Genomic DNA, 21,275 nt, shown 5'->3' with positions numbered 1-21,275 from the left:
CTAGCCATCGGGTTACGCGGTCCCTGTGGGAGCGGTCTTGTGTCGCGAAAGGGGCGCAAAGCGCCCCCATGCTTTTTCTATACCTGTCAAACCCGGTCCGCCCCTTACGAGGGCGACCACCTGGAGATTCCGTTACATGTCTCAAGCCATCGTCGTCGCGGCGCTGTACAAGTTCGTCACCCTGGAAGACTACGTCGAGCTGCGCGAGCCGCTGCTCAAGACCATGCTCGACAACAACGTCAAAGGCACCCTGCTGCTGGCCCAGGAGGGCATCAACGGCACCGTGTCGGCCACCCGGGAGGGCATTGATGGCCTGCTGGCCTGGTTGCGCAGCGACCCGCGCCTGGTCGATATCGACCATAAAGAGTCGTACTGCGACGAACAGCCGTTCTACCGCACCAAGGTCAAGCTCAAGAAAGAGATCGTCACCCTCGGCGTGCCGGGCGTAGACCCCAACAAGGCCGTTGGCACCTACGTCGAGCCCAAGGACTGGAACGCGCTGATCAGCGACCCTGAAGTGCTGCTGATCGACACCCGCAACGACTACGAAGTGGCTATCGGTACTTTCAAGGGCGCCATCGATCCGAAGACCGAAACCTTCCGTGAGTTCCCGGAGTACATCAAGGCCAATTTCGATCCGAGCAAGCACAAGAAGGTCGCCATGTTCTGCACCGGCGGCATCCGTTGCGAAAAGGCCTCCAGCTACATGCTCGGTGAAGGCTTCGAGTCGGTCTATCATCTTAAGGGCGGCATCCTGAAATACTTCGAGGAAGTGCCTCAGGAAGAAAGCCTGTGGGACGGCGACTGCTTCGTCTTCGACAACCGGGTCACGGTGCGCCATGACCTGAGCGAAGGCGAGTACGACCAGTGCCACGCCTGCCGCCATCCGATCAATGCAGAGGAGCGCGCGTCCGAGCACTATTCGCCAGGTGTCAGCTGCCCGCATTGCTGGGACAGCCTGAGCGAGAAGACCCGGCGCAGTGCCATCGACCGGCAGAAGCAGATCGAGCTGGCCAAGGCCCGCAACCTGCCGCACCCGATCGGTTACAACTACAAAGCCGAGGCTTGAAGCATGTCTGCACGCCTGATCTATGTGATGGACCCCATGTGCTCCTGGTGCTGGGGTTTTGCGCCAGTGGCCGCGGCCCTGATCGCCCAGGCGCGTGAGGCAGGCGTGCCTGCCCGCTTGGTAACGGGCGGGCTGCGTACGGGTGGCAGCGCCCTGGACAGCTCCACCCGCAAGTACATCCTGGAACACTGGCAGGCGGTGGCTGATGCCACCGGCCAGCCGTTCCGCTTCGAGGGGGCCATGCCTGACGGCTTCGTCTACGACACCGAGCCGGCCTGCCGCGCCCTGGTCACGGCCCGCGAGCTGGATGTCGAGCGCGTCTGGCCGCTGCTGGCGTTGATCCAGCGTTCGTTCTACGAGCAGGGCACCGATGTGACCACCGCACCGCAGCTGGTCGAGCTGGCCTCCCAGTGTGGCTTCGAGCGTGCCGCGTTCGCCGAAACCTTCGCCCGTGCCGATACCCGCGCCGCCACCGCGGCCGACTTCGCCTGGGCGCAGGATCTGGGGATTGCCGGTTTCCCGACCTTGCTGGCCGAGCGCAATGGCCAGCTGGCCTTGCTGACCAACGGCTACCAGCCGCTGGAGCGCCTGCAACCCTTGCTCGGCCGCTGGCTGCAGCAGGCCGCCTGTGCTTGATGTACCTGGGTCACCCGACCCGGTACCGGGCAAGCCATACACTGCGGGCGATCGACTAAGCTGGGCGGAAATCCGCCGCCTGGCCCTGTATCACAAGAAAAACCTCTGGTCCGCCAACCTCATTGCGTTACTGGCGGCGTGTTGCAGTGTGCCCATTCCGCTGCTGCTGCCGCTGTTGGTGGACGAAGTACTGCTCGGCCATGGTGATGCCGCGCTGAAGTGGATGAACCATCTGCTGCCGTCCAGCTGGCAGGTAGCAGCCGGCTACATCGGCCTGATGCTGGCGCTTACCCTGTGCCTGCGCCTGGCCGCGCTGGCCTTCAACGTGATCCAGTCCAAGCTGTTCGCCGGGCTGGCCAAGGACATCGTCTACCGCCTGCGCATTCGCCTGATCGAGCGCCTCAAGCGTATTTCGCTGAAAGAATACGAAAGCCTGGGCAGCGGCACGGTGACTACCCACCTGGTCACTGATTTGGACACCCTCGACAAGTTCGTGGGCGAAACCCTCAGCCGCTTTTTGGTGGCCATGCTGACACTGACCGGCACGGCGGCCATCCTGATCTGGATGCACTGGCAGCTGGCCTTGCTCATCTTGCTGTTCAACCCGCTGGTGATCTACTTCACCGTGCAGTTGGGCAAGCGCGTCAAACACCTGAAAAAGCTCGAAAACGACAGCACCGCGCGCTTTACCCAGGCGCTGGCGGAAACCCTCGATGCCATCCAGGAAATCCGCGCCGGCAACCGCCAGGGCTACTTCCTTGGCCGCCTGGGCTTGCGTGCCCGCGAGGTGCGCGATTACGCCGTGGACTCGCAATGGAAAAGCGATGCCAGTGGCCGTGCCAGTGGCCTGCTGTTCCAGTTCGGGATCGACATCTTCCGCGCGGCGGCCATGCTTACGGTGCTGTTTTCCGACCTGTCGATCGGCCAGATGCTGGCGGTGTTCAGCTACCTGTGGTTCATGATCGGCCCGGTGGAGCAGCTGCTTAATCTGCAATATGCCTACTACGCCGCCGGCGGTGCGCTGAGCCGCCTCAACGAGCTGCTGGCGCGGGCCGACGAGCCGCAATACCCGGCCGCCAGCGACCCGTTCGCCGGGCGCGAAACGGTGGGCATTGAAGTACGCGACCTGCGCTTTGCCTATGCCGACGAGCCGGTGCTCGACCGCCTCGACCTGTCTATCGCCGCGGGTGAGAAGGTGGCGATTGTCGGTGCCAGCGGCGGCGGCAAGAGCACGCTGGTGCAGCTACTGCTGGGCCTTTACAGCGCCCAGGCCGGGACCATCCGCTTTGGCGGGGCCAGCCTGCAGGAAATCGGCCTGGAAACCCTGCGCGAGAACGTCGCGGTGGTGTTGCAGCACCCGTCGCTGTTCAACGACAGCGTGCGTGCCAACCTGACCATGGGCCGCGACTGCAGCGACGAGGCGTGCTGGCAGGCGCTGCGCATCGCCCAGCTGGATGCCACCATCGCCGCCTTGCCGCAGGGCCTGGACAGTGTGGTGGGGCGTTCAGGCGTGCGCTTGTCCGGTGGCCAGCGCCAACGCCTGGCCATTGCCCGCATGGTACTGGCTGAGCCCAAGGTGGTGATCCTCGACGAGGCCACCTCAGCCCTGGATGCCGCGACCGAGTACAACCTGCATCAGGCCTTGGCGTGCTTCCTCAGCGGCCGCACCACGCTGATCATCGCCCATCGGTTGTCGGCGGTGAAGCAGGCCGACCGGGTGCTGGTGTTCGATGGCGGGCACGTGGCCGAAGACGGCGACCACCAGCAGCTGATTGCCGAGGGTGGGTTGTACGCCAAGCTTTATGGGCATTTGCAGCAGAGCTGATTATCTGGCCGCCTTCACCGGGCTTGTGGGAGTAACTGTCTTGCTCAATTTCTAAAAGCTGGTGCGACCCTGTGGGAGCGGGCTTGCCCGCGAACACGGGCGAAGCCCGTGCCATCCACCGCGGTGTCTTCTTCGCGGGTAAACCCGCTCCTACAATGGCCAGCGCGTACGCTGTAAAAATCCCCGGATCCTTGTCATAAAAATCCCCTCCACAGCGATGGCAAATGGCCTACGCTGTGCTTGTCTGGGTCGATTTACGCCTTATCTGCTCTGTGACAGGGACTCCATGAAGGGAAATCGCACACTCGAAGCGCCAAAGTTGCTCGGCATCACATGGCCTTTCATCGCCGTCGTGGTCTTTCAGGTGGCGTTGGGCAGCCTCAGCCTTTATACGCTCTCGGCCGTGCGCGCCTATGTCGCGGGCGAAAGCTTGTGGTCCAAGGCGCAGAAAGATGCCATCTACTACCTCAGTCTGTACGGCGAGACGCGCGACGACAGCACCTACCAACGCTATCGCCAGGCCATTACCGTACCTCAGGGTGACTATCGTCTGCGCGAGGTGCTCGACCACCCCAGTCCTGATCTGGACGCCGCGCGACAGGCGGTTCTGCAAGGTGGCAACCACCCTGACGATGTCCAGCGGATCATCTGGTTCTACCGTAACTTTCGCCATGTCAGCTATATGCAGACAGCCATCGATTACTGGGACATCGGTGACGACTATCTGGCCAAGCTCGATGTCCTGGCCGGTGAAATGCGCCAGCGTTTCGCCAGGGGCCCGGTGGATGCCGACACGGTCAGCGACTGGAAGGCCCGCATTGTCGCCATCAACGAAGGCGTGACCCCGGCGGCCAAGGCTTTCAGCGATGCCTTGGGCGAAGGCTCGCGCATGTTGCTACGGGTGCTGCTGATCACCAACCTGCTGACCGCGATGTTCCTGATAGCCATTGCCTGGCGCCGCTCCAGCAAGCTGTTGGCCCAGCGCCAGGCCTTTGCCAGCGCCCTGCAGGAAGAAAAAGAGCGTGCGCAGATTACCCTGCAGGCCATCGGGGATGCGGTGATCACCACCGATGTCGAGGGCAGTATCGGCTACATGAACCCGGCCGCCGAGCAATTGACCCACTGGCAATCCGGGCAGGCCCTGGGCCTGCCGCTGTCGGCGCTGTTCAGCCTGGTGGATGAACACGCCGAGGAGGACGGTCGCAGCGTGGTCGAACAGGTGCTCAGCGGCAGCCTCAAGGGCGGTTCCGAGCATGCCCGGCTGATCCAGCGCCTGGACGGCAGTACCGTGTCGATCAACCTGGTAGGCTCGCCGATCGTCAATGATGGCCAGGTCAGTGGCATCGTGCTGGTGCTGCACGATATGACCCAGGAACGCCAGTACATCGCCAACCTGTCCTGGCAGGCAACCCACGACGCCCTGACCGGGCTGGCCAACCGTCGCGAGTTCGAATACCGCCTGGAGCAGGCGCTCAATGACCTGGCGCGCCAGGCCGGGCGGCATTCGCTGATGTTCCTCGACCTCGACCAGTTCAAGCTGGTCAACGACACCTGTGGTCACGCTGCCGGCGATGAGTTGCTGCGGCACATCTGCGCGGTGCTGCAATCCGGCCTGCGTGAGGGCGATACGCTGGCGCGGCTGGGTGGCGATGAATTTGGCGTGCTGCTGGAAAACTGCCCGCCCGACCAGGCCGAGCGCATTGGCGAACAATTGCGCCAGATGGTGCAGAGCCTGCACTTCGTCTGGAAAGGGCGGCCGTTCGTGACCACGGTCAGCATCGGCCTGGTGCACATGGCCCAGGCCCCCGGCACCCTGGAGGCCTCGCTGCGCGCCGCCGACATGGCCTGCTACATGGCCAAGGAAAAGGGCCGAAACCGTGTGCAGGTGTACCACGCAGACGACAGCGAGCTGTCCATGCGGTTTGGCGAAATGGCCTGGATCCAGCGCTTGCACGTGGCCCTGGAAGAAAACCGCTTTTGCCTCTACGCCCAGGAAATCGCCCCGCTCAAAACCTTCGAGGGCCCGGGCCATATCGAAATTCTGTTGCGTCTGCACGACGAAAGCGGCCGCACCATCCTGCCCAGCAGCTTTATCCCGGCGGCCGAGCGCTACGGCCTGATGACCGCGCTGGACCGCTGGGTGGTGCGCAATGTGTTCATGGTCATTCGCCAGTGCCTGGAAGAAGGGCGTGAAGGGCCATTATCGATCTGTGCCATCAACCTGTCGGGGTCCAGCATTGGCGACGACAATTTCCTTGAATACCTCCAGCGGTTGTTCGTCGAATACGCCATTCCGCCGCGAATGATCTGTTTCGAAATTACCGAAACCAGTGCCATTGCCAACCTGGGCAGCGCCATTCGCTTCATCAACGAGTTGAAAGGGCTGGGTTGCCGTTTCTCGCTTGATGATTTTTGCGCTGGCATGTCCTCGTTCGCCTATCTCAAGCATTTGCCCGTGGACTACCTCAAGATTGACGGGAGTTTCGTCAAGGACATGCTCGACGACCCGGTCAACCGGGCCATGGTCGAGGTCATCAACCATATCGGCCATGTGATGGGTAAGCGCACGATCGCCGAGTTCGTCGAAACACCCTTGATCGAGCAGGCCTTGCAGGAAATAGGCGTGGATTACGCCCAGGGCTACCTGATCGAACGCCCCCAGGTGTTCACCTGTGACAGTCTGCAGCGCCAACGGATAGCCGCCCGGCCTCTGTTGCAGCGAGCACCTGGCACGTTTCGCTAGTTGGAAATCACAAGGATCAAGGAGCTGAAAGTGATTGACGCATTCGTTCGTATCGGGCCTCTGATGGACCCCGCCAGCTACCCCCAATGGGCCCAGCAACTGATTGAAGACTGCCGCGAGAGCAAGCGCCGGGTGGTTGAGCATGAGTTTTATGCACGTCTACGCGATGGCCAGCTGAAGCAGTCGACCATTCGTCAGTACCTGATCGGTGGCTGGCCGGTGGTGGAACAGTTTTCGTTGTACATGGCGCATAACCTGACCAAGACCCGCTATGGCCGCCATCAGGGCGAGGACATGGCGCGGCGCTGGCTGATGCGCAACATCCGCGTCGAGCTCAACCATGCCGACTACTGGGTAAACTGGTGCCAGGCGCACGGTGTGCACCTGCACGAGTTGCAGGCACAAGAAGTGCCGCCCGAGCTGAACGGCCTGAACGACTGGTGCTGGCGGGTGTGCGCCACCGAGAACCTGGCCATTTCCATGGCGGCGACCAACTACGCCATCGAAGGTGCGACCGGTGAATGGTCGGCGGTGGTGTGCTCGACCGACACCTATGCGCAGGGGTTCCCTGAAGAAGGGCGCAAGCGGGCGATGAAGTGGCTGAAGATGCATGCCCAGTATGACGATGCACACCCGTGGGAGGCGCTGGAAATCATCTGTACCCTGGCGGGTGAGAACCCCACCCTGGGGTTGCGCAATGAACTGCGCAGGGCCATTTGCAAGAGCTACGACTGCATGTTCCTGTTCCTGGAGCGGTGCATGCAGCTGGAGGGGCGCCAGCAAGGCCGTATGCGGCCGGCGTTGGCAGCGGGCTGATCGTTCGCCTGGACCGGCCTCTTCGCGGGTGAACCCGCGAAAGGGCCGGTACAGTAAACAACCTTATTGGGCGTTGAACGCCTGCCCGTTCACCCCTGTGCTGTCCGGCCCCATCAGGTACAGGTACACCGGCATGATCTCTTCGGGCAGCGGGTTGTTCTGCGGGTTCTCGCCGGGGTAGGCCTGAGCCCGCATCGCCGTGCGCGTGGCGCCTGGGTTGACACTGTTGGCGCGCACCGGCGCCACGTCTTCCAGTTCATCGGCCAAGGTCTGCATCAGGCCTTCGGTGGCGAACTTCGACACGCCATAGGCGCCCCAGTAAGCCCGGCCCTTGCGCCCGACGCTGCTGCTGGTGAACACCACCGAAGCGTCTTCCGACAGCTTCAGCAGCGGCAGCAGGGTGCTGGTGAGCATGAAGGTGGCATTGACGTTGATATGCATCACACGCATGAAGTTATCGCCCGACAGCTGTTCCAGCGGCGTGCGCGGGCCGATGATCGACGCATTGTTGAGCAGGCCATCGAGGCGGCCGAACTGGCCTTCGATCATGGCCGCCAGCTCGTCGTACTGGTGGGGCAGGGCGGTTTCCAGGTTGAACGGGATGACCACCGGTTGCGGGTGGCCGGCGGCTTCGATCTGGTCGTAGACCTCGTTCAGGTTGGCCTCGGTCTTGCCCAGCAGCAGCACGGTGGCACCCAGTGCGGCATAGGCCTTGGCAGCCGCGGCACCAATGCCACGGCCAGCACCGGTAACCAGGATGACCCGGCCTTGCAGCAGGTCGGGGCGGGCGGTGTAGTCGAACATGGTTCTGTCCTTCGAGTTCGTGTGGGCGGTGCCCGGTCATCGGTCTGGGTTCAGCAGCCACACAGCGCGCTGTCGATCACTTTGCGCAGTTCCAGTGGGTGGTCCACCACCACGTCGGCACCCCAGTTGTTGGGGTTGTCCTCTGGATGAATATAGCCGTAGCGCACCGCCGCCGTGCGGGTGCCTGCGTCGCGGCCAGACTCGATGTCGCGCAGGTCGTCGCCGACGAACAGCACACTGGCCGGGTCCAGGTTCAGCGTCTTGCAGGCCAGGATCAGCGGCTCGGGGTCGGGTTTGCTGTTTTTCACGTGGTCCGGGCAAATCAGCAGCGCCGAACGCTCGGCCAGGCCCAGCTGCTGCATGATCGGCTCGGCGAAGCGCACCGGCTTGTTGGTGACCACGCCCCACAGCAGGTTGCCTTTCTCGATGTCGGCCAGCAGCTCGGCCATGCCCTCGAACAGCTTGCTGTGCACCGCGCAGTCGCGCTGGTAGCGCTCGAGGAACTCCAGGCGCAGGGCCTCGAAGCCGTCAGCCTCCGGGTCCATGGCGAACGCGGTGGCAACCATGGCGCGGGCGCCACCCGAGATCACGCCACGGATCAGGTTGTCGTCAACGGCCGGCAGCCCGCGTTCGGCGAGCATGGCCTGGCAAATGGCGATGAAGTCCGGCGCCGTGTCCAGCAAGGTGCCGTCCATGTCGAAGAGTACTGCTCGCAAACGCATGCTTATTCCTCGCGCAGGGTCTGGATCATGTAGTTGACGTCGACGTCGCTGTTGAGCTTGTAGTGCTTGGTCAGCGGGTTGTAGGTGAGGCCAATGATGTCCTTCACCTGCAGGCCTGCATCGCGGCTCCAGGCGCCCAGCTCGGACGGGCGGATGAACTTCTTGAAGTCATGGGTGCCGCGCGGCAGCATCTTCAGGATGTACTCGGCGCCGACGATGGCCAGCAGGTAGGCCTTGGGGTTGCGGTTGATGGTGGAGAAGAACACCTGGCCGCCCGGCTTGACCATGCGGTAGCAGGCGCGAATGACCGAAGACGGGTCGGGCACGTGCTCGAGCATTTCCAGGCAGGTGACCACGTCGAACTGTTCGGGCATTTCCTCGGCCAGGGCTTCGGCGGTGATCTGCCGGTATTCCACCTGCACGCCGGACTCCAGCTGGTGCAGCTGAGCCACCGCCAGTGGCGCCTCGCCCATGTCGATACCGGTGACCGTGGCGCCGCGCAGGGCCATGGCTTCGCTGAGGATGCCGCCACCGCAACCCACATCCAGCACTTTCTTGCCGGCCAGGCTGACGCGCTCGTCGATCCAGTTGACGCGCAGCGGGTTGATTTCGTGCAGCGGCTTGAACTCGCTTTCGCGGTCCCACCAGCGGTGGGCCAGCGCTTCGAACTTGGCGATTTCGGCGCGGTCGACGTTGCTCATTGAACAGTCCTCTGAAACTTCGCAAAATTGCGCCGGAGTATACCCGAGCGCTCGGCCGCGAGGGTCGCTATAATCGCCGGCTTTTGATATCCGAATGACGGGGAGAGGCAATGCGCGAGCGACTTTTGGCGGCGGAGAAGGTGACCGCGATCCGCTGGCAGGGCGGCGCCTTGCACCTGCTCGACCAGCGCCTGCTGCCGTCGGAGGCGCGTTGGCTGGCCTGCGACAATGTTGCGCAGGTGGCCGCAGCCATCCGTGACATGGCAGTGCGCGGCGCCTCGGCGATCGGTATTGCCGCCGCTTACGGCCTGGTACTGGCCCTTGAAGAGCGGCTGGCCGAAGGTGGCGATTGGGAAATGGACTTGGAAGACGATTTTCTCACCCTGGCCGAAGCGCGTCCTACCGCCGCCAATTTGTTCTGGGCGCTGAACCGCATGCGCGAGCGCCTGCTGCGCCTGCGCCCGGAAGAAGACGTTCTGGCCGCGCTGGAGGCCGAAGCGGTGGCCATTCACGAAAGCGACCGTGAAGCCAACCTGACCATGGCCCAGCAGGGTATCGAACTGATCCGTCGCCATCAGGGCAATGCCCAGGCCCTGCTTACCTTCGGCAACGCCGGCGCCCTTGCCAGTGGCGGCTTTGGCACCGCACTGGGGGTGATCCGTGCCGGCTACCTGGAGGGCATGGTCGAGCGGGTTTATGCCGGTGAGACGCGCCCTTGGTTGCAGGGCTCGCGCCTGACCGGCTGGGAGCTGGCCAACGAGGGCATTCCGGTGACCCTTTGTGCCGACTCTGCGCTGGCCCATCTCATGAAGACCAAGGGCATCACCTGGGTGGTGGTGGGGGCGGACTGCATCGCTGCCAATGGCGACATGGCCGGCAAGATCGGCACCTATCAGCTGGCTGTCAGCGCCATGCACCATGGCGTGCGCTTCATGGTCGTGGCGCCGAGCACCAGCATCGACCTTAACCTGGCCACGGGTGAGGATATCCCATTGGAGGAGCGTGACGCCGACGAGTGGCTGGACTTCGGCGGTACGGGGGTGTCGCCGGGTGTCGAGGTGTTCAACCCGGTGTTCGATGTGACGCCTGCCGACCTGATCGATGTGATCGTGACCGAGCGCGGCATTGTCGAGCGCCCGGATGCTGCCAAGCTGGCTCAGCTGGTTTGCCGCAAGCGCCTGCACTGATACCTCGGTAGAACGCGCACTTTGTGGGAGCGGCCTTGCGTCGCGATAGGGGCGCAAAGCGGCCCCGGGATGTCGGCGAAGAAGTAAAAATTGCCGGGGCTGCTGGGCAGCCCTTTCGCGACACAAGGCCGCTCCCACAATGACCGTGCACTGCCGTACAGATCTCCCCACCGTCCCCGCCTTTGTGATAATATCCGGCAGTTTCCAAGGCCGCCCAAAGTGGCGGCCTTCATTGCGCAGATCCATGGCACAACTCATTGATTTGTCGTAAGTCGTCGCACCCTTATGCGCTGCGGCGGCGAGCTTCGTTCGGCCCTTGAATGAGCTGCGAAGTTTCACCAGAAAAAGGAATCAGGCTTCTCATGGGCGAACTGGCCAAAGAAATCCTCCCGGTCAATATCGAAGACGAACTGAGACAGTCTTACCTCGACTACGCGATGAGCGTGATTGTCGGGCGAGCGCTGCCCGATGCGCGTGACGGCTTGAAGCCCGTGCATCGTCGCGTTCTCTATGCGATGAGCGAACTGGGCAACGACTGGAACAAGCCGTACAAGAAATCCGCCCGTGTGGTCGGTGACGTGATCGGTAAGTACCACCCGCACGGCGACACTGCGGTCTACGACACCATCGTGCGTATGGCCCAGCCGTTCTCGTTGCGCTACCTGCTGGTCGACGGCCAGGGCAACTTCGGTTCGGTGGACGGCGACAACGCTGCCGCCATGCGATACACCGAAGTGCGCATGACCAAGCTGGCCCACGAGCTGCTGGCCGACCTGCACAAGGAAACCGTCGACTGGGTGCCCAACTACGACGGCACCGAGCAGATCCCGGCGGTCATGCCGACGCGTATTCCCAACCTGCTGGTCAACGGTTCCAGCGGTATTGCCGTGGGCATGGCGACCAATATTCCGCCGCACAACCTCGGCGAGGTCATCGATGGCTGCCTGGCGCTCATCGACAACCCGGAAGTCACCATCGATGAGCTGATGCAGTTCATCCCTGGCCCGGACTTCCCGACTGCCGGCATCATCAACGGTCGCCAGGGCATCATCGAGGCCTATCGCACCGGCCGTGGTCGCATCTACATGCGCGCCCGCTCCGCGATCGAAGACATCGACAAGGTTGGCGGCCGCCAGCAGATCGTGATCACCGAGCTGCCGTACCAGCTGAACAAGGCGCGCCTGATCGAAAAGATCGCCGAGCTGGTCAAAGAGAAGAAGATCGAAGGCATCACCGAGCTGCGCGACGAGTCCGACAAGGACGGCATGCGCATCGTCATCGAGCTGCGTCGCGGCGAGGTGCCAGAAGTGGTGCTCAACAACCTCTACCAGCAAACCCAGCTGCAGAGCGTATTCGGCATCAACGTGGTGGCCCTGGTCGACGGCCGTCCGCGCCTGCTCAACCTCAAGGACCTGCTCGAAGCGTTCGTCCGCCACCGCCGTGAAGTGGTGACCCGCCGTACCGTATTCGAGCTGCGCAAGGCCCGTGAACGCGGCCATATCCTTGAAGGCCAGGCGGTTGCGCTGTCCAACATCGACCCGGTCATTGCCCTGATCAAGGCCTCGCCGACGCCGTCCGAAGCCAAGGAAGCCCTGGTTTCCACACCGTGGGAATCCAGTGCCGTGCAGGTCATGGTCGAGCGCGCCGGCGCCGACGCCTGCCGCCCTGAGGACCTGCCGGAGCAGTACGGCCTGCATGACGGCAAGTACTTCCTGTCGCCGGAACAGGCCCAGGCCATTCTCGACCTGCGCCTGCACCGCCTGACCGGTCTGGAGCACGAGAAGCTGCTGGCCGAGTACCAGGAAATCCTCGAGCAGATCGGCGAGCTGATCCGCATCCTCAGCAGCGCCGAGCGCCTGATGGAAGTGATTCGCGAGGAGCTGGAGGCCATCCGTGCCGAGTACGGCGATGTCCGCCGCACCGAAATCCTCAATGCCAGCCACGACCTCAACTACGGCGACATGATCCCGGAAGAAGAGCGCGTGGTCACCATCTCCCATGGTGGTTATGCCAAGACCCAGCCTTTGTCCGCCTACCAGGCCCAACGCCGCGGCGGCAAAGGCAAGTCGGCGACCGGCGTGAAGGACGAGGACTACATCGAGCACCTGTTGGTCGCCAACAGCCATGCCACCCTGTTGCTGTTCTCCAGCAAGGGCAAGGTGTACTGGAAGAAGACCTACGAAATCCCCGAAGCGTCCCGCGCTGCCCGCGGTCGTCCGCTGGTCAACCTGCTGCCGCTGGAGGAGGGTGAGCGCATCACCGCCATGCTGCAGATCGACCTCGAGGCGCTGCAGCAGAACGCCGACCTGGACGAAGAACTGGACGAGGCTGATGACACCGTGCTCGAGGGTGAGCTGGTAGAGGCCGAGGAAGTCGACGAAGAAGACGGCGACACCCCGGAGTGGGTTGCAGAGCCGACCGGCGCGTACATCTTCATGGCGACCGCGTCCGGTACCGTCAAGAAGACCCCGCTGGTGCAGTTCGCCCGTCCGCGTTCCAACGGCCTGATCGCCCTGAAGCTGAAGGAAGGGGACACCCTGATTGCCGCGGCCATCACCGATGGCGCCAAGGAAGTCATGATGTTCTCCGACGCTGGCAAGGTCATCCGCTTTGCCGAGAGCGTCGTGCGTGAAATGGGCCGTAACGCCCGTGGTGTACGCGGCATGAAGCTGGGCAAAGGTCAGCGCATCATCTCGATGCTGATCCCGGAATCCGGCTCGCAGATCCTCACCGCCTCCGAGCGTGGCTATGGCAAGCGCACCCCGCTGTCCAAGTTCCCGCGTCGCGGCCGTGGTGGCCAGGGCGTGATCGCCATGGGTACCAAGGGGCGCAACGGCCTGCTGATCGGTGCTATCCAGGTGCAGGAAGGCGAGGAGATCATGCTGATTTCCGACCAGGGTACGCTGGTGCGCACCCGGGTTGGCGAGGTGTCCAGCCTGAGCCGCAACACCCAGGGTGTTACGCTGATCAAGCTGGCGGCCGATGAGACACTGGTGGGCCTGGAGCGTATCCAGGAGCCGTCCGAGGACGAACTCGATGACGTGATCGAGGCGGACGAGGAGGGTGTCGAGGCTGTAGCGCCAGACAATGAAAATGAAGAAGCTGCGGGTGCCGACGAGGCCCCGCAAGAGTAAGCAAGCGTAAACCCGAGCGGGGCGACCAAGGTCGCCCCGTTTGACTGTGTAGGAGCGGGCTTGCCCGCGAGGCAGGCGCCACCGATCCTGCATGGAATGTGGCCACCGAATTACGATTTTGTTCTATTTGGCAGAGCGAGAGTGGATGTGAGCAAACGAGCCTTTAACTTCTGCGCAGGCCCTGCCGCGCTTCCTGACGCTGTCCTGCAGCGCGCACAGGCCGAGATGCTGGACTGGCGTGGCAAGGGCTTGTCGGTGATGGAAATGAGCCATCGCAGCGACGATTATGTGGCCATCGCCGAAAAGGCCGAGCAGGACCTGTGTGACCTGCTGTCCGTCCCCTCCAACTACAAGGTGCTGTTCCTGCAAGGGGGCGCCAGCCAGCAGTTCGCTGAAATCCCGCTGAACCTGCTGCCGGAAAACGGCACAGCCGACTACATCGAAACCGGCATCTGGTCGAAAAAGGCCATCGAGGAAGCGCGCCGTTTCGGCAACGTCAACGTCGCCGCCACTGCCAAGCCTTACGACTACCTGGCCATCCCCGGGCAGAACGAGTGGAGCCTGACCAAAAACGCTGCCTATGTGCACTATGCGTCCAACGAGACCATTGGTGGCCTGCAGTTTGACTGGGTGCCGCAAACCGGTGACGTGCCGTTGGTGGTCGATATGTCGTCCGACATCCTCTCGCGCCCGATCGATGTGTCGCAGTTCGGCCTGATCTACGCCGGCGCGCAGAAGAATATCGGCCCAAGCGGCCTGGTGGTGGTGATCGTGCGCGAAGACCTGTTGGGTCATGCCCGCAGCAGCTGCCCGACCATGCTCGACTACAAGGTTTCGGCTGACAACGGGTCGATGTACAACACCCCGGCCACCTACTCCTGGTACCTCTCGGGCCTGGTGTTCGAGTGGCTGAAAGAGCAGGGCGGTGTCGAGGCCATGGAGCAGCGCAACCGTGCCAAGAAAGAGCGCCTTTACGGGTTCATCGACCGCAGCGAGTTCTACACCAACCCGATCAGCGTCAATGCCCGTTCGTGGATGAACGTGCCGTTCCGCCTGGCTGACGAGCGCCTGGACAAGGCCTTCCTCGCTGGCGCCGACGCGCGTGGCCTGCTCAACCTCAAGGGCCACCGTTCGGTTGGCGGCATGCGCGCCTCCATCTACAACGCCCTGGGCCTGGAAGCGGTAGAAGCGCTGGTAGGCTACATGGCCGAATTCGAGAAGGAGCATGGCTGACATGTCCGAACAGGAGCTCAAGGCGCTGCGCGTGCGCATCGACAGCCTCGACGAGAAAATCCTCGAGCTGATCAGCGACCGCGCCCGCTGCGCCGAAGAAGTTGCCCGGGTCAAGACTGCCTCGCTGAAGGAAGGCGAGAAGCCGGTGTTCTACCGTCCCGAGCGTGAAGCCGCGGTGCTCAAGCGCGTGATGGAACGCAACAAGGGCCCGCTGGGCAACGAAGAAATGGCGCGGCTGTTCCGCGAAATCATGTCGTCATGCCTGGCCCTGGAAGAGCCGCTGAAAATCGCCTATCTCGGCCCTGAAGGTACCTTCACCCAGGCTGCGGCCATGAAGCACTTCGGTCACGCGGTCATCAGTCGGCCGATGGCGGCCATCGACGAAGTGTTCCGTGAGGTGGCGGCCGGTGCCGTCAACTTCGGCGTGGTGCCGGTGGAAAACTCCACTGAAGGTGCTGTCAGCCACACCCTGGACAGCTTCCTCGAGCATGACATGGTGATTTGCGGTGAAGTCGAGCTGCGTATCCACCACCACCTGCTGGTGGGCGAGAACACCAAGACCGACAGCATTACCCGCATCTACTCCCACGCCCAGTCGCTGGCCCAGTGCCGAAAATGGCTGGACGCGCACTACCCGAACGTGGAACGCGTAGCCGTATCGAGCAATGCCGAAGCGGCCAAGCGGGTCAAGGGCGAGTGGAATTCGGCAGCGATCGCCGGCGATATGGCGGCCAACCTGTACGGGCTGACCCGTCTGGCCGAGAAGATCGAAGACCGCCCGGACAACTCCACGCGCTTCCTGATGATCGGCAACCAGGAAGTACCGCCGACCGGCGACGACAAGACTTCGATCATCGTTTCGATGAGCAACAAGCCAGGTGCCTTGCACGAGTTGCTGGTGCCGTTCCATCAGAACGGCATCGACCTGACCCGCATCGAGACCCGCCCGTCGCGCAGCGGCAAGTGGACCTACGTGTTCTTCATCGATTTCGTCGGCCACCACCGCGACCCGCTGATCAAGGCGGTGCTCGAGCAGATCAGCCAGGAGGCTGTGGCGCTGAAGGTGCTGGGCTCGTATCCAAAGGCGGTGCTTTGATCTGAGGTTATTGGGGCCGTTTTGCGCCCCATCGCGACACAAGGCCGCTCCCGCAGGTGTAGCGTATTGTGGGGGCGGCCTTGCGTCGCGATGGGCTGCACAGCAGCCCCAATGGCTCTTACCGGCTGTCCAGATTTCAGAACAGGGTTCGCACCAGTGGTAAATGCAGCAAAAACCAAACCCGCACCCATTATCGATCGCCTGGTCGTGGTCGGCCTGGGCCTGATCGGGGGCTCGTTCGCCAAGGGCCTGCGTGAAAGCGGCCTGTGCCGCGAAGTGGTCGGAGTCGACCTGGACGCCCCCTCGCGCAAGCAGGCCGTGGCCCTGGGCGTGGTAGACCGCTGCGAAGAAGACCTCGCCGCCGCTTGCGTGGGCGCCGATGTCATCCAGCTGGCCGTACCGATCCTGGCCATGGAAAAAGTCCTCGCGCGTCTGGCCCGGCTCGACCTGGGTGATGCAATCATCACCGACGTCGGCAGCGCCAAGGGCAACGTCGTGCGGGAGGCGCGTGCCGTCTTCGGCGCTCGCTTGCCGCGCTTCGTCCCGGGCCACCCCATCGCCGGTTCCGAGCAGAGCGGGGTAGAGGCCTCCAATGCCACCTTGTTCCGCCGGCACAAGGTCATCCTCACGCCGCTGGCCGAAACCGACCCCGCCGCGCTGGCCTTGGTTGACCGCTTGTGGCGTGCGCTGGAGGCCGACGTGGAGCACATGTCGGTCGAGCGCCATGACGAGGTGCTGGCCGCCACCAGCCATCTGCCACACCTGCTGGCCTTTGGCCTGGTCGATTCACTGGCCAAACGCAATGAAAACCTCGAGATCTTCCGGTACGCTGCGGGTGGATTCCGCGATTTCACAAGAATCGCCGGCAGCGATCCGACCATGTGGCATGACATCTTCCTCGCCAACCGCGATGCTGTCCTGCGCACGCTTGATACATATCGCAGCGATCTCGACGCCCTGCGCGACGCGATCGCTGAAGGGGACGGGCACCAACTGCTGGGGGTATTCACCCGCGCACGGGTTGCCCGCGAGCATTTCAGTAAAATCCTGGCCCGCCGGGCCTATGTGGACGCTATGAACGCCAACGATCTGATTTTCCAGGCCCAACCGGGTGGCCGCCTGAACGGGCGGATCCGTGTACCGGGCGACAAGTCGATTTCCCATCGCTCGATCATGCTCGGCTCGCTGGCCGAAGGTACTACCGAGGTCGAAGGCTTCCTCGAAGGCGAAGATGCGCTGGCGACCCTGCAGGCATTCCGTGACATGGGTGTGGTCATCGAAGGCCCCAACCACGGTCGTGTGACCATTCACGGCGTGGGCCTGCATGGCCTCAAGCCGCCACCAGGGCCGCTGTACGTGGGTAACTCCGGCACTTCGATGCGCCTGCTGTCGGGCCTGTTGGCCGGTCAGTCGTTCGATGTCACCATGACCGGCGACGCCTCGCTGTCCAAGCGCCCGATGAACCGTGTGGCCAACCCGCTGCGCGAAATGGGTGCTGTGGTCGAGACCGGCCCGGACGGTCGCCCGCCACTGACCATCCGCGGTGGCCACAAGCTCAAAGGGCTGACCTACACGCTGCCGATGGCTAGCGCCCAGGTCAAATCCTGCCTGCTGCTGGCCGGCCTGTATGCCGAAGGCAAGACCACTGTTACCGAGCCTGCGCCTACCCGTGACCACACCGAGCGCATGCTGCGCGGTTTTGGCTACTCGGTCGACAGCAATGGCCCGGTGGCCTCGCTGCAGTCCGGTGGCAAGCTGACTGCTACCCGGATCGAAGTGCCGGCTGACATTTCCTCGGCAGCGTTCTTCCTGGTTGCAGCCTCTATCGCTGAAGGCTCCGAGCTGGTGCTGGAGCACGTCGGCATCAACCCGACCCGTACCGGCGTGATCGACATTCTGCGCCTGATGGGTGGCGACATCACCCTGGAAAACCAGCGTGAAGTGGGCGGCGAGCCAGTGGCCGACCTGCGTGTGCGCGGTGCCAAGCTGAAGGGTATCGACATTCCTGAAGCGTTGGTGCCGCTGGCCATCGACGAATTCCCGGTATTGTTCGTGGCCGCTGCCTGTGCTGAAGGGCGTACCGTGCTGCGTGGTGCCGAAGAGCTGCGGGTGAAGGAGTCCGATCGCATCCAGGTGATGGCCGATGGCCTCACCACCTTGGGCATCAAGTGCGAGCCGACCCCGGACGGTATCATCATCGACGGCGGCCAGTTGGGCGGCGGCGAAGTGCATGGGCATGGTGACCACCGCATCGCCATGGCCTTCAGTGTGGCTTCGCTGCGCGCCAGTGCGCCGATTCGCATTCACGACTGCGCCAACGTCGCCACCTCGTTCCCCAACTTCCTGGCGCTGTGCGCCGAAGTGGGGATTCGCGTGGCAGAAGAGGGCAAGTCGTGAATTCAATGGCACCGGTTATCACCATCGACGGGCCAAGCGGCTCGGGCAAGGGCACGGTCGCCGGGCTGATCGCCCGCGAGCTGGGCTGGAAGCTGCTGGACTCCGGCGCGCTGTATCGCTTGCTGGCATTCAACGCCAGCAACCACGGCGTCGACCTGACCAACGAAGAGCTGCTGACCAAGCTTGCCGCCCATCTGGATGTGCAGTTCATCGCTGCCGAGCCCGGTAAGCTGCAACAGATCATCCTTGAGGGTGAGGACGTCAGCAACGTCATCCGTACCGAGACCGTCGGTGCCGGTGCATCGATGGTGGCCTCGCTGCCGGCCGTGCGTGATGCGCTGCTGGTCCGTCAGCGTGAGTTCCGCGAAGCGCCAGGCCTGATTGCTGACGGTCGCGACATGGGTACCGTGGTGTTCCCGGATGCGCCATTGAAGGTCTTCCTCACCGCCAGCGCGGAGGAGCGAGCACGTCGCCGCTACCTGCAGTTGAAGGGCAAGGGTGAAGATGTTAGTCTGTCGAGTCTGCTGGATGAGATTCGTGCGCGTGATGAGCGTGACACCCAACGTGCAGTGGCCCCGCTGAAGCCAGCGGCCGATGCCATTCAGTTGGACTCTACCGAGTTGTCGATCGAGCAGGTGTTGCAACGTATCAGAAGCGAGATCGCCCAGCGCGACCTTATCTGATAGCCAGGAAAGCAGGCAGGGGCACCAGTCAACGTCCTGCCGGCTTTCCTTTACTTAAAACGAACCCACATTGTCTGGAATGTGGTGATGGGCGTTTGTTTCGCCCGAATCTACAGGAATTAAAATGAGCGAAAGCTTTGCAGAACTCTTTGAAGAAAGCCTGAAAACCCTCAATCTTCAGCCGGGTGCGATCATCACCGGTATCGTTGTCGACATCGACGGCGACTGGGTTACCGTACACGCTGGCCTGAAGTCCGAGGGCGTCATCCCGCTCGAGCAGTTCTACAACGAAGCTGGCGAGCTGACCATCAAGGTCGGTGACGAAGTTCACGTTGCGCTGGACGCGGTCGAAGACGGCTTTGGCGAAACCAAGCTGTCCCGTGAAAAAGCCAAGCGCGCCGAGTGCTGGATTGTTCTGGAAGCAGCTTTCGCCGCCGAAGAAGTGGTCAAGGGCGTTATCAACGGTAAGGTTAAGGGCGGCTTCACTGTCGACGTTAACGGCATCCGTGCGTTCCTGCCGGGCTCCCTGGTTGATGTCCGCCCAGTGCGTGACACCACCCACCTGGAAGGCAAAGAGCTGGAATTCAAGGTCATCAAGCTGGACCAGAAGCGCAACAACGTTGTCGTTTCCCGTCGCAGCGTGCTGGAAGCCGAGAACAGCGCCGAGCGCGAAGCCCTGCTGGAAACCCTGCAGGAAGGCCAGCAAGTCAAAGGTATCGTCAAGAACCTCACCGACTACGGCGCATTCGTGGACCTGGGCGGTATCGACGGCCTGCTGCACATCACCGACATGGCCTGGAAGCGCATCAAGCACCCATCGGAAATCGTTAACGTTGGCGACGAAGTCGACGTACGCGTTCTGAAGTTCGACCGTGAGCGCAACCGCGTTTCGCTGGGTCTGAAGCAGATGGGCGAAGATCCGTGGGTAGCTATCACTGCCCGTTACCCAGAAGGTACTCGCGTACAGGCTCGCGTTACCAACCTGACCGACTACGGCTGCTTCGCTGAGCTGGAAGAAGGCGTTGAAGGTCTGGTACACGTTTCCGAAATGGACTGGACCAACAAGAACATCCACCCGTCGAAAGTCGTTCAGGTTGGCGACGAAGTGGAAGTCATGGTTCTGGACATCGACGAAGAGCGTCGTCGTATCTCCCTGGGCATCAAGCAGTGCAAGTCCAACCCATGGGAAGACTTCTCCGGCCAGTTCAACAAGGGTGACAAGATCACCGGTACCATCAAGTCGATCACCGACTTCGGTATCTTCATTGGTCTGGACGGCGGCATCGACGGCCTGGTTCACCTGTCCGACATCTCCTGGAACGAAACCGGCGAAGAAGCCGTGCGTCGTTTCAAGAAGGGCGACGAGCTGGAAACTGTCATCCTGTCGGTTGACCCAGAGCGCGAGCGCATCTCCCTGGGCATCAAGCAGCTGGAAGACGATCCGTTCTCCAACTTCGTTGCTGTCAATGACAAGGGCGCTATCGTCAAGGGCATCGTGAAAGAAGTTGACGCCAAAGGCGCCATCGTCACCCTGGCCGACGACATCGAAGCCACTCTGAAAGCTTCCGAAATCAGCCGTGACCGCGTTGAAGACGCGCGTAACGTTCTGAAGGAAGGCGAAGAGATCGAAGCTAAGATCATCAGCGTTGACCGCAAGTCCCGCGTTATCAGCCTGTCGATCAAATCGAAAGACGACGCTGAAGAGCGCGAAGCTATCCAGAGCCTGAAAAACGCTCCGGAAGCTGCTGCCGACACCACCATGGCTGCGCTGCTGCGCGAAGCAATGGCCAAGCAGAACTGAGTTCTGTTTGATCGGTAAAAAGGGCGACCCTCGGGTCGCCCTTTTTTTTGCTCCGCAACCAAGCGGCGCGGCGAATGGCGCTGCCGGGTCACGCCAGCGTCAGGCTGACGCCCTCCATTGTAGGAGTGGGTTCACCCGCGAATAGGCCGGACCTGCCGGCCAAGCTCCCCCGGTCATTCACCGTCGCAGCCGCCACCGCATTCGCCGGCAAGCCCGCTCCTGCATCAATCGGTGGTGTCGCCACCCCATTGTGGGCGCGGGCTCACCCGCGAATCAGGCAGCGCTGGCCTTTGCGCGTGGTAGACCATTCTTGAATTACTTCAATCTTGAATTTTTTTATTAAGTCAAGATCCACCCTGTTCAAATCCTTCCCAGCGTGCTACAAACTGGTTAAGCAATGATCTAGCTGCTTGATAACGAAGGGAAAA

15 protein-coding genes are annotated in these 21,275 nt (G+C 62.5%); 12 read left to right on the top strand and 3 right to left on the bottom strand.

Annotation, left to right across the window (positions count from 1 at the left end; genetic code table 11):
- The first annotated feature begins 136 nt into the window (after positions 1 to 136).
- The 5 genes from trhO (at position 137) to LVS58_RS03830 (ending at position 7,089) form a co-directional block, all read left to right on the top strand.
- Positions 137 to 1,069: an oxygen-dependent tRNA uridine(34) hydroxylase TrhO gene (trhO, locus tag LVS58_RS03850; RefSeq protein ID WP_233689955.1), complete on the top strand. Its 933-nt coding sequence runs from the start codon at positions 137 to 139 to the stop codon at positions 1,067 to 1,069.
- A 3-nt stretch (positions 1,070 to 1,072) separates the two neighbouring features.
- On the top strand, positions 1,073 to 1,705 hold the full coding sequence (locus LVS58_RS03845; protein ID WP_233689954.1) for a DsbA family protein: 633 nt from the start codon (positions 1,073 to 1,075) through the stop codon (positions 1,703 to 1,705).
- Complete coding sequence (locus LVS58_RS03840) at positions 1,698 to 3,530, top strand: ABC transporter ATP-binding protein (RefSeq protein ID WP_233689953.1); 1,833 nt, start codon at positions 1,698 to 1,700, stop codon at positions 3,528 to 3,530. Before LVS58_RS03845 ends, LVS58_RS03840 begins: the two co-directional genes overlap by 8 nt.
- A gap of 286 nt (positions 3,531 to 3,816) precedes the next feature.
- Complete coding sequence (locus LVS58_RS03835) at positions 3,817 to 6,273, top strand: EAL domain-containing protein (RefSeq protein WP_233689952.1); 2,457 nt, start codon at positions 3,817 to 3,819, stop codon at positions 6,271 to 6,273.
- Between the two features lie 30 nt (positions 6,274 to 6,303).
- The gene (locus LVS58_RS03830) at positions 6,304 to 7,089 is read left to right on the top strand and encodes a TenA family transcriptional regulator (RefSeq protein WP_003252654.1); all 786 of its coding nucleotides are present in this window, start codon (positions 6,304 to 6,306) and stop codon (positions 7,087 to 7,089) included.
- Between the two features lie 63 nt (positions 7,090 to 7,152).
- On the opposite strand, the gene LVS58_RS03825 is transcribed toward LVS58_RS03830, so the two are convergent.
- From LVS58_RS03825 to ubiG, 3 genes are read right to left on the bottom strand one after another with little or no spacing between them, the layout of a single operon-like run.
- On the bottom strand, positions 7,153 to 7,893 hold the full coding sequence (locus tag LVS58_RS03825; protein WP_233689951.1) for a YciK family oxidoreductase: 741 nt from the start codon (positions 7,891 to 7,893) through the stop codon (positions 7,153 to 7,155).
- Positions 7,894 to 7,943: 50 nt separating this feature from the next.
- Complete coding sequence (mupP, locus tag LVS58_RS03820) at positions 7,944 to 8,615, bottom strand: N-acetylmuramic acid 6-phosphate phosphatase MupP (RefSeq protein ID WP_010952803.1); 672 nt, start codon at positions 8,613 to 8,615, stop codon at positions 7,944 to 7,946.
- Between the two features lie 2 nt (positions 8,616 to 8,617).
- Positions 8,618 to 9,316 carry a bifunctional 2-polyprenyl-6-hydroxyphenol methylase/3-demethylubiquinol 3-O-methyltransferase UbiG gene (ubiG, locus tag LVS58_RS03815; protein WP_003252662.1) on the bottom strand — a complete coding sequence of 233 codons (699 nt, stop codon included), beginning with the start codon at positions 9,314 to 9,316 and terminating at the stop codon, positions 8,618 to 8,620.
- A 110-nt stretch (positions 9,317 to 9,426) separates the two neighbouring features.
- Between ubiG and mtnA the strand changes: the two genes are divergently transcribed.
- From mtnA to rpsA, 7 genes are all read left to right on the top strand, one after another.
- Entirely contained in the window at positions 9,427 to 10,503 is a 1,077-nt protein-coding gene (mtnA, locus tag LVS58_RS03810) for an S-methyl-5-thioribose-1-phosphate isomerase (RefSeq protein WP_233689950.1), read from the top strand.
- 362 nt (positions 10,504 to 10,865) lie between these two features.
- Positions 10,866 to 13,637: a DNA gyrase subunit A gene (gyrA, locus tag LVS58_RS03805; protein ID WP_233689949.1), complete on the top strand. Its 2,772-nt coding sequence runs from the start codon at positions 10,866 to 10,868 to the stop codon at positions 13,635 to 13,637.
- 147 nt (positions 13,638 to 13,784) lie between these two features.
- Positions 13,785 to 14,870, top strand: a complete 1,086-nt coding sequence (gene serC, locus LVS58_RS03800; RefSeq protein WP_233689948.1) for a 3-phosphoserine/phosphohydroxythreonine transaminase — start codon at positions 13,785 to 13,787, stop codon at positions 14,868 to 14,870.
- 1 nt (position 14,871) lies between these two features.
- Complete coding sequence (gene pheA, locus LVS58_RS03795; RefSeq protein WP_016715021.1) at positions 14,872 to 15,966, top strand: prephenate dehydratase; 1,095 nt, start codon at positions 14,872 to 14,874, stop codon at positions 15,964 to 15,966.
- 189 nt (positions 15,967 to 16,155) lie between these two features.
- Positions 16,156 to 18,363 carry a bifunctional prephenate dehydrogenase/3-phosphoshikimate 1-carboxyvinyltransferase gene (locus tag LVS58_RS03790; protein ID WP_233690277.1) on the top strand — a complete coding sequence of 736 codons (2,208 nt, stop codon included), beginning with the start codon at positions 16,156 to 16,158 and terminating at the stop codon, positions 18,361 to 18,363.
- 5 nt (positions 18,364 to 18,368) lie between these two features.
- Complete coding sequence (cmk, locus tag LVS58_RS03785; protein ID WP_267954278.1) at positions 18,369 to 19,046, top strand: (d)CMP kinase; 678 nt, start codon at positions 18,369 to 18,371, stop codon at positions 19,044 to 19,046.
- Between the two features lie 124 nt (positions 19,047 to 19,170).
- Positions 19,171 to 20,847, top strand: a complete 1,677-nt coding sequence (gene rpsA, locus LVS58_RS03780; RefSeq protein ID WP_003252673.1) for a 30S ribosomal protein S1 — start codon at positions 19,171 to 19,173, stop codon at positions 20,845 to 20,847.
- Positions 20,848 to 21,275: the final 428 nt, after the last annotated feature.

Source organism: Pseudomonas sp. JR33AA (assembly GCF_021378985.1).
GTDB classification, from domain to species: domain Bacteria; phylum Pseudomonadota; class Gammaproteobacteria; order Pseudomonadales; family Pseudomonadaceae; genus Aquipseudomonas; species Aquipseudomonas alloputida.
This window is presented reverse-complemented; position numbering and strand designations above follow the sequence as displayed.

What these genes read in the sequence shown, in the direction of transcription:
- trhO (WP_233689955.1), top strand. Translation starts at nt 137, where the DNA reads ATGTCTCAAGCCATCGTCGTCGCGGCGCTGTACAAGTTCGTCACCCTG.
- LVS58_RS03845 (WP_233689954.1), top strand. Translation starts at nt 1,073, where the DNA reads ATGTCTGCACGCCTGATCTATGTGATGGACCCCATGTGCTCCTGGTGC.
- LVS58_RS03835 (WP_233689952.1), top strand. Translation starts at nt 3,817, where the DNA reads ATGAAGGGAAATCGCACACTCGAAGCGCCAAAGTTGCTCGGCATCACA.
- LVS58_RS03825 (WP_233689951.1), bottom strand. Translation starts at nt 7,893, where the DNA reads ATGTTCGACTACACCGCCCGCCCCGACCTGCTGCAAGGCCGGGTCATC.
- mupP (WP_010952803.1), bottom strand. Translation starts at nt 8,615, where the DNA reads ATGCGTTTGCGAGCAGTACTCTTCGACATGGACGGCACCTTGCTGGAC.
- ubiG (WP_003252662.1), bottom strand. Translation starts at nt 9,316, where the DNA reads ATGAGCAACGTCGACCGCGCCGAAATCGCCAAGTTCGAAGCGCTGGCC.
- mtnA (WP_233689950.1), top strand. Translation starts at nt 9,427, where the DNA reads ATGCGCGAGCGACTTTTGGCGGCGGAGAAGGTGACCGCGATCCGCTGG.
- gyrA (WP_233689949.1), top strand. Translation starts at nt 10,866, where the DNA reads ATGGGCGAACTGGCCAAAGAAATCCTCCCGGTCAATATCGAAGACGAA.
- pheA (WP_016715021.1), top strand. Translation starts at nt 14,872, where the DNA reads ATGTCCGAACAGGAGCTCAAGGCGCTGCGCGTGCGCATCGACAGCCTC.
- cmk (WP_267954278.1), top strand. Translation starts at nt 18,369, where the DNA reads ATGGCACCGGTTATCACCATCGACGGGCCAAGCGGCTCGGGCAAGGGC.
- rpsA (WP_003252673.1), top strand. Translation starts at nt 19,171, where the DNA reads ATGAGCGAAAGCTTTGCAGAACTCTTTGAAGAAAGCCTGAAAACCCTC.